Source organism: Xanthomonas axonopodis, from assembly GCF_001304695.1.
GTDB classification, from domain to species: Bacteria; Pseudomonadota; Gammaproteobacteria; order Xanthomonadales; family Xanthomonadaceae; genus Xanthomonas; species Xanthomonas axonopodis.
Genome location: NZ_JFAQ01000001.1, coordinates 1 through 5,751 on the forward strand (window position 1 = coordinate 1; position 5,751 = coordinate 5,751).

The window sequence follows — 5,751 nt, forward strand, 5'->3', positions numbered from 1 at the left end:
TTGATCAGCGTTGCCTTAGTGCGCACGGCGTTGCCGTGCAGGACAGCGTGAGCAGCGCCGTGCAGCAGCAGTTGCACGGGGTCAATGCAGCCATCGAGCAGAACGCGCGCACGGCGACCGAGCACTGGCAGGTGGCCTTGGCCGCGCAGGAACGTACGCAGGCCACGTTGACCGAGCAATTGCAGGGCACGCTGGAACAGATCGACCAACGCAGCGTTGCTATGCAGGACAGCGTCACCCGGGCCGTGCAACAGCAATTGAGCGCACTCAACGATGGCTTTGCCAGCAGCACCGCGGCCAACGCCGCCAACTGGGCCGGCGTGCTTGCCGAACAGCAACGCGCCACCGAAGCGCTCAGCACGCACTTGCACGCCACCCTCGAGCAACTGGCGCAGCAGACCAGCGCCTTGCATGAAGGCGTGCAGCAGGCCGTGCGGCAGCAACTCGACGGGCTGAGTCACGGTTTTGCCGACAGCACCGCCACTGCCGCAGCGACATGGACTGCCGCGGTGGCCGAGCAGCAACGCGCCAATCACGCGCTCACCCAGGAACTGCAAGACACGCTCGCGCACTTTGCCAGCACCTTCGAGGCACGCTCTGCCGCGTTGGTGGAGGCGGTGTCGCAACGCATGGCGCAATCCAGCAGCGACACCGCCAGCGCGTGGAGCGATGCACTCGCGCAGCGACACCGCCAGCGCGTGGAGCGATGCACTCGCGCAGCAACAACAGGCCAGCGCCACGTTGTCCAGCCAGCACCACAGCGCCCTTGCCGCAGCCACCGCCAGTTTCGACGCGCATGCCGCAGCTTTGGTCGGCACCCTGCAGCAATCGCACACCGATCTGCAGGCGGCCCTGGAAGCGCGCGACACCCAGCGCCTGGCGCTGTGGAGCGAGCGCTTCGGCGCGATGAGCACGGCCCTGACCACGCAATGGGAGCAGACCGGCGAACGCGTCGCCCAGCAACAGCAGGCCATCTGCGACACCCTGGCCAGCACCGCCAGCGTGCTGTCCACGCAGGCGCAGGCGCAGGCCAGCGCGACGATCAGCGAAGTGTCGCGCCTGATGCAGATCGCCTCCGAAACGCCCAAGGCCGCGGCCGATGTCGTGGCCGAGCTGCGCCAATCGCTGTCCGAGAGCATGGTGCGCGACACCGCCATGCTGGAAGAACGCAGCAAGCTGCTTGCCACCCTGGACACCTTGCTCAATGCAGTCAATCACGCCTCCACCGAACAACGCGAAGCAGTGGATGCCCTGGTGACCACCTCGGCCGACCTGCTGCAGCGCGTGGGCAGCCAGCTCACCGAACAGATCGGCAGCGAAACCGGCAAGCTCGGCGCAGTGGCCGCGCATGTCAGCGGCAGCGCGGTGGAGGTGGCCAGCCTGGGCGAAGCGTTCGGCATGGCGGTGCAGTTGTTCAGCGGCGCCACCAGCGAGCTCAACGAGCGCCTGCAGCACGTCGCCACGGCACTCGATGCCTCGCTGGCGCGCAGCGACGACCAACTTGCCTACTACGTCGCACAGGCGCGTGAAGTGGTCGACCTCAGCATGCTCTCGCAGAAGCAGATCATCGAAGAACTGCGCCAGCTCGATCGTGGGCGCAGCGAACCCGGCGAAGCAGAAACAGCATGAGCGACGAGATCGAAAGCGACGGCGAATTGGGCACCCCCATCTGGGCGGCATTCAGCGACCTGATGCCGGTGTTGCTGGGCGCGTTCGTGCTGATCCTGGTCGGCGTGATCGGCGTGCAGTTGCAACTGTCCAGCCGCCTGGACGAGAAGGTCAAACAACGCCAGGCCGAAGCGCAACGTCTGCAGACGCTGGAACAGGCACTGGCCGCACCGTTGGCTGCCGGCCGCGTGCCCCTGGTCGATGGCCGTATCGGCATTCGCGGCAATGTGCTGTTTGCGTTCAACTCCGACGAACTGCAGCCGGAAGGGCGCGAGGTATTGAAGTCGCTGGCGAGGCCATTGACGCAATACCTGCGCGCGCGCGACGAGATCCTGATGGTCAGCGGGTTTACCGACGACCGCCCGGTACTGGGCGGCAATCGCCGCTACGCCGACAACTGGGAACTGTCCGCGCAACGCGCGCTCACGGTGACCCGTGCCTTGATCGCCGAAGGCGTGCCGGCGTCATCGGTGTTCGCGGCCGCATTCGGCTCGCAGCAACCAGTGGATTCCAACGCCGATGAAGCCCGCCGTGCGAAGAACCGCCGCGTGGAGATCGCGCCGATCGCGCGCCCGTCATCGTCGCATGCAGCGGCATCGACACAGCCCGCAGCAACCGCCGCACCACGATGAGCAAGCCGGCATTGCCCGCACGCGCGCAACTGCAGCGCTGGCGCAGCCAGGGCGCCGATCGGCTGGATCCGGTGCGCTTCCATCTGATGGAATCCTTGGCCGCGCGCGCCGGCACGCAAGCCGATGCGGTGCGTGAAGTGCTGGAACACAAGCTCGGCGCGATGGTCGATGGCTATGCGACCGCGCTCAAGCAGGCAACCGGTCGCCACGCCGACAGCGCTGCGGCAGCAGCGTCACCCCCTGGGTTGGCTCAGCGCAGCGCATTGGGGGCGCTCACCGCACAGATGGCCGGGCATGCGGCGCTGATGGAAGTGGATAGCCGCAAGACTGCCAGCGCAGATGCCATGCTGTTTCCGGAGCTGCCGGCGCTGGACGATTTCCGCCGCACCTGGACCACCGTGCGCACCGCCAGCCAGGTGCGGCAGTCGCTGCAGGATGCGCCCAAGGATGCCGGCCCGCTCAATTCCAGCGTGCTGGTGCATCGCTGCATCACCCTGATGCGCGATCGCTCGCCGGGCTATCTGCAGCACTTTCTCGGCTATGTGGATGCGCTGTCGTGGCTGGAGCAGCTGCACACCGGCGGCGCCTTGGCCAACGAGGAGGCTGCGCCGTTGGCGCCGGGCAAGAAACGCAACAAGCGTCCGTCGAAGCGAGGCAGTTAGGGAAGGTCTGAACAACGAGACCTGACAGAGCGGAAGGTGGCATCGTTCCGGAGAGTCGCGTTTGGAGCTTCGGGTTTCTCGCCATTTCTGGCGTTTTCCGTGGGAATTTCCCGGGTTACAGGCGCACGCTCCCCATCGCAGGCAGTAATTGCTTTCGCTTCATCCACAGGTTTGACAGCGCAAACAAGGTCAGCACTTGTGCCGTGTTCTTGGCCAGACCGCGATAGCGGACCTTGGTGTCGCCAAACTGGCGCTTGATCACCCGGAACGGATGCTCCACCTTCGCGCGCACGCTGGCCTTGACGTGTTCCCAACGCTGTTCCCGAGCACACTCGCGTGTGTTGCCAATGGCTTGCATCGTCGAGGGCTTGGCGGCGATGAAAAATGCAGCCTCGCAGGTCTGCAGTTCTTGGCCTTTGTCCGCGCCGGTATAGCCGCTGTCGCCGAACACGCTGTCTTCCTTGCCGTGCAGCAATGCGTGCGTCACCGTGACATCGGCCACGTTGGCTGCGGTGCACTGCACGTGGTGTACCAGTCCGGAAAACTCATCCACGCCGATGTGCGCCTTCATCCCGAAATACCACTGATTGCCTTTCTTGGTCTGATGCATCTCAGGGTCGCGCGCGTGATCGGCGTTCTTGGTCGAACTGGGCGCAGCGATCAGCGTTGCATCGACGATCGTGCCCGAGCGCAAGCTCTGACCCTTGCGCGCCAGATGCGCGTTGACGGCCTCCAGCATCCGCGCGGCAAGGTCATGGGTTTCCAGCAGGCGCCGAAAGTTGAGAATCGTGGTCTCGTCAGGAACATTGTCCAAGCCACCGAGCTGGGCAAAACGCCGCAAGGTCGGGATCTCGTGCAGCGCTTCTTCCATCGCCGGATCGCTCAACGCATACCACTGCTGCAACAGATGAATCCGCAACGTCGTCGCCAGTGCGTACGGCTGCCGACCGGGCCGCCCCGATACCGGATAGTGCGGCGCGATCAGACCGAGCAGTTGCTGCCACGGAACGACCTGCTCCATCTCGGCCAGGAAGATCTCCCGGCGGGTCTGCTTACGCTTGCCCAGGCCCTCGGCGTCACCGAACGTCAGTTGCATGGATGAATCCTCACTCCGAAACGATAGTGTCGCGCTTTTTTGGCGCGTTGTTCAGAGGTTCCCTAGTCGTTGAAGGGCTTCGGATGTGTTAACAGACCCTAGCGAATGCTGCTGATTGGTCTGCTGCAGGCGCGGCCATCTTTCTGACACCGGGTGGCAGCTGTTTCGTGCTGCGCCACGGTTCTTCGGTCGGCTACTTCCTGTGCGATTGTAGCCGTGCACAATGGCGCACTTCTATGGCGAATCCCAGAGGTGATGTATGCGACCTGTATCTTGGTCCATAACACGTGGGGGGCGGAGGCCGGAGCAAGAAGGTGCCGCGACTGGAGCCAGTTCGTCTGGATCGGCCAGCGAGCGGCATGCCAACGCGCAACTGGAGGGTCTGCCACGGCGGCCGGTGCGGGAGGCGCAGCTCGTGGAGCCTGGCCTTCCCGTCAGTGTCCGCGTTGCGCAGCACGTTTCACGTATTGCAAGTCTTCCGTTGGGCGCACTCTTCAGCTTTAACAGCATTGCCAGTTCCATAAGCGGAGCATATGGGTATCTGGCAGACGATGAGTACTACAGGAATTATGCAACGCTGTCCGGTAAGGGAGCTTTGGCTAGCGCAGTAGCGATCGCTGGAGTGAACCTGGCAGATTATCTGATCGTCTCCTACCTTCGGGTGCAGAGGCGCGCCCCTGCGGTGCAGAAGGCCGATAGAGCCCGCGAACTCGGAACGACGGTTACTTGTCTTGATGAAGCGGTCGAAATGGTCACCATGCCCGACGCCGGTGGTCCCGGCGATGACCTCACAATGGGTGAGCAGGTCGTGTTGGCCAAGGATCTGCTGAACCTCATTACTGCACAGCGTTCCCGGTTACCCTCGCAACTCTGGAACGCGGCCTTCGGCGTACGCGAAGCCGATGTGCTGGTCAACCGTCTTTTGGCTGCGGCAAGGGATCGGGCAGCAGCCTAAGCGGCAAAGGGGACGGAGGTAATTAGGCGAACCGATCGTACAGGCCCGCGCGGCGATGTCCGATAGCGGGCCTGTATCGCTCCCGCCAGGCAGAGGGCTTCTTCTTGACCAGCAGGCCCCGCCATGCCAAATAACGGGGTCAGGTTCACTTATCAATCGACGGCGCTCGGCTTGCGCGCCGATGCGCGGGCCTGACGCCCGCAAAGCAAAGCGGTGGGTCTTGGCTTCGACCATTGCGCGGAAGGCGTCGTGGCCAAGGGCACGCAGCTGCTGTAGATGAAGACGAATGCTGGCGAGCAGTTCGTCGAGCAGGGCTTTATCGAGCAGAGCGCGGTAGGCGTTGGATCGCTCACTCTGGTCCCTGCCAAGCGCAAGCCAACAGGGGTGTGGCGTCAGTGCGGAGTGCGTGCGCTGGCCTAGGTTGGCGGGGCAACTGGACAAGCGATACGCCGCCGGGTTGTCGGTCAGGCGAGCACGCACCGGATTGAGCTCAATGTAGCGATAGCAGCGAAGCACGTAGTCCGCACTGTCCACGAGGCAGGCTTTGTAGCGTCCCTCTCATATCGTACCGGTGCGCCCGTGGCGGCCATTGAACAACCTGATTAGCCCCATCCCTCAGCCTCCAGTTGCAGGATCTGCGACGCTGCGGTTGGACAATGGCCCCAGCTGAAGGCAACGGAGGTGGGAGATGGGGATCAACATCGTGCAGTTTCAGCCGGGATTGTCGCTGACCGAGCT

5 protein-coding genes and 2 pseudogenes are annotated in these 5,751 nt (G+C 64.0%); 6 read left to right on the plus strand and 1 reads right to left on the minus strand.

Annotated elements, in window-relative coordinates; translation table 11 throughout:
- From XAXN_RS22310 to XAXN_RS00015, 3 genes and pseudogenes are all read left to right on the plus strand, one after another.
- A pseudogene (locus XAXN_RS22310) lies at window positions 1-1,629 on the plus strand (DUF802 domain-containing protein); the annotation flags it as partial.
- Window positions 1,626-2,300: an OmpA family protein gene (locus tag XAXN_RS00010; protein ID WP_054318028.1), complete on the plus strand. Its 675-nt coding sequence runs from the start codon at window positions 1,626-1,628 to the stop codon at window positions 2,298-2,300. The pseudogene XAXN_RS22310 and the gene XAXN_RS00010, both read left to right, overlap by 4 nt.
- The gene (locus XAXN_RS00015; protein WP_054318029.1) at window positions 2,297-2,962 is read left to right on the plus strand and encodes a DUF2894 domain-containing protein; all 666 of its coding nucleotides are present in this window, start codon (window positions 2,297-2,299) and stop codon (window positions 2,960-2,962) included. Before XAXN_RS00010 ends, XAXN_RS00015 begins: the two co-directional genes overlap by 4 nt.
- A 115-nt stretch (window positions 2,963-3,077) precedes the next feature.
- Here the strand turns inward: XAXN_RS00015 and XAXN_RS00020 are convergent, their stop codons facing one another.
- Window positions 3,078-4,058 carry an IS5 family transposase gene (locus XAXN_RS00020; RefSeq protein WP_054318030.1) on the minus strand — a complete coding sequence of 327 codons (981 nt, stop codon included), beginning with the start codon at window positions 4,056-4,058 and terminating at the stop codon, window positions 3,078-3,080.
- 259 nt (window positions 4,059-4,317) lie between these two features.
- On the opposite strand from XAXN_RS00020, the gene xopAV reads away from it, so the two are divergent.
- From xopAV to XAXN_RS22825, 3 genes and pseudogenes are all read left to right on the plus strand, one after another.
- Window positions 4,318-5,013 carry a type III secretion system effector XopAV gene (xopAV, locus tag XAXN_RS00025; protein ID WP_054318031.1) on the plus strand — a complete coding sequence of 232 codons (696 nt, stop codon included), beginning with the start codon at window positions 4,318-4,320 and terminating at the stop codon, window positions 5,011-5,013.
- A 276-nt stretch (window positions 5,014-5,289) separates the two neighbouring features.
- Window positions 5,290-5,433: a hypothetical protein gene (locus XAXN_RS22640; protein ID WP_174515527.1), complete on the plus strand. Its 144-nt coding sequence runs from the start codon at window positions 5,290-5,292 to the stop codon at window positions 5,431-5,433.
- 178 nt (window positions 5,434-5,611) lie between these two features.
- Window positions 5,612-5,751 (plus strand): annotated as a pseudogene (locus XAXN_RS22825) (DDE transposase); the annotation flags it as partial.

What these genes read in the sequence shown, in the direction of transcription:
- XAXN_RS00010 (WP_054318028.1), top strand. Translation starts at nt 1,626, where the DNA reads ATGAGCGACGAGATCGAAAGCGACGGCGAATTGGGCACCCCCATCTGG.
- XAXN_RS00015 (WP_054318029.1), top strand. Translation starts at nt 2,297, where the DNA reads ATGAGCAAGCCGGCATTGCCCGCACGCGCGCAACTGCAGCGCTGGCGC.
- XAXN_RS00020 (WP_054318030.1), bottom strand. Translation starts at nt 4,058, where the DNA reads ATGCAACTGACGTTCGGTGACGCCGAGGGCCTGGGCAAGCGTAAGCAG.
- xopAV (WP_054318031.1), top strand. Translation starts at nt 4,318, where the DNA reads ATGCGACCTGTATCTTGGTCCATAACACGTGGGGGGCGGAGGCCGGAG.
- XAXN_RS22640 (WP_174515527.1), top strand. Translation starts at nt 5,290, where the DNA reads ATGAAGACGAATGCTGGCGAGCAGTTCGTCGAGCAGGGCTTTATCGAG.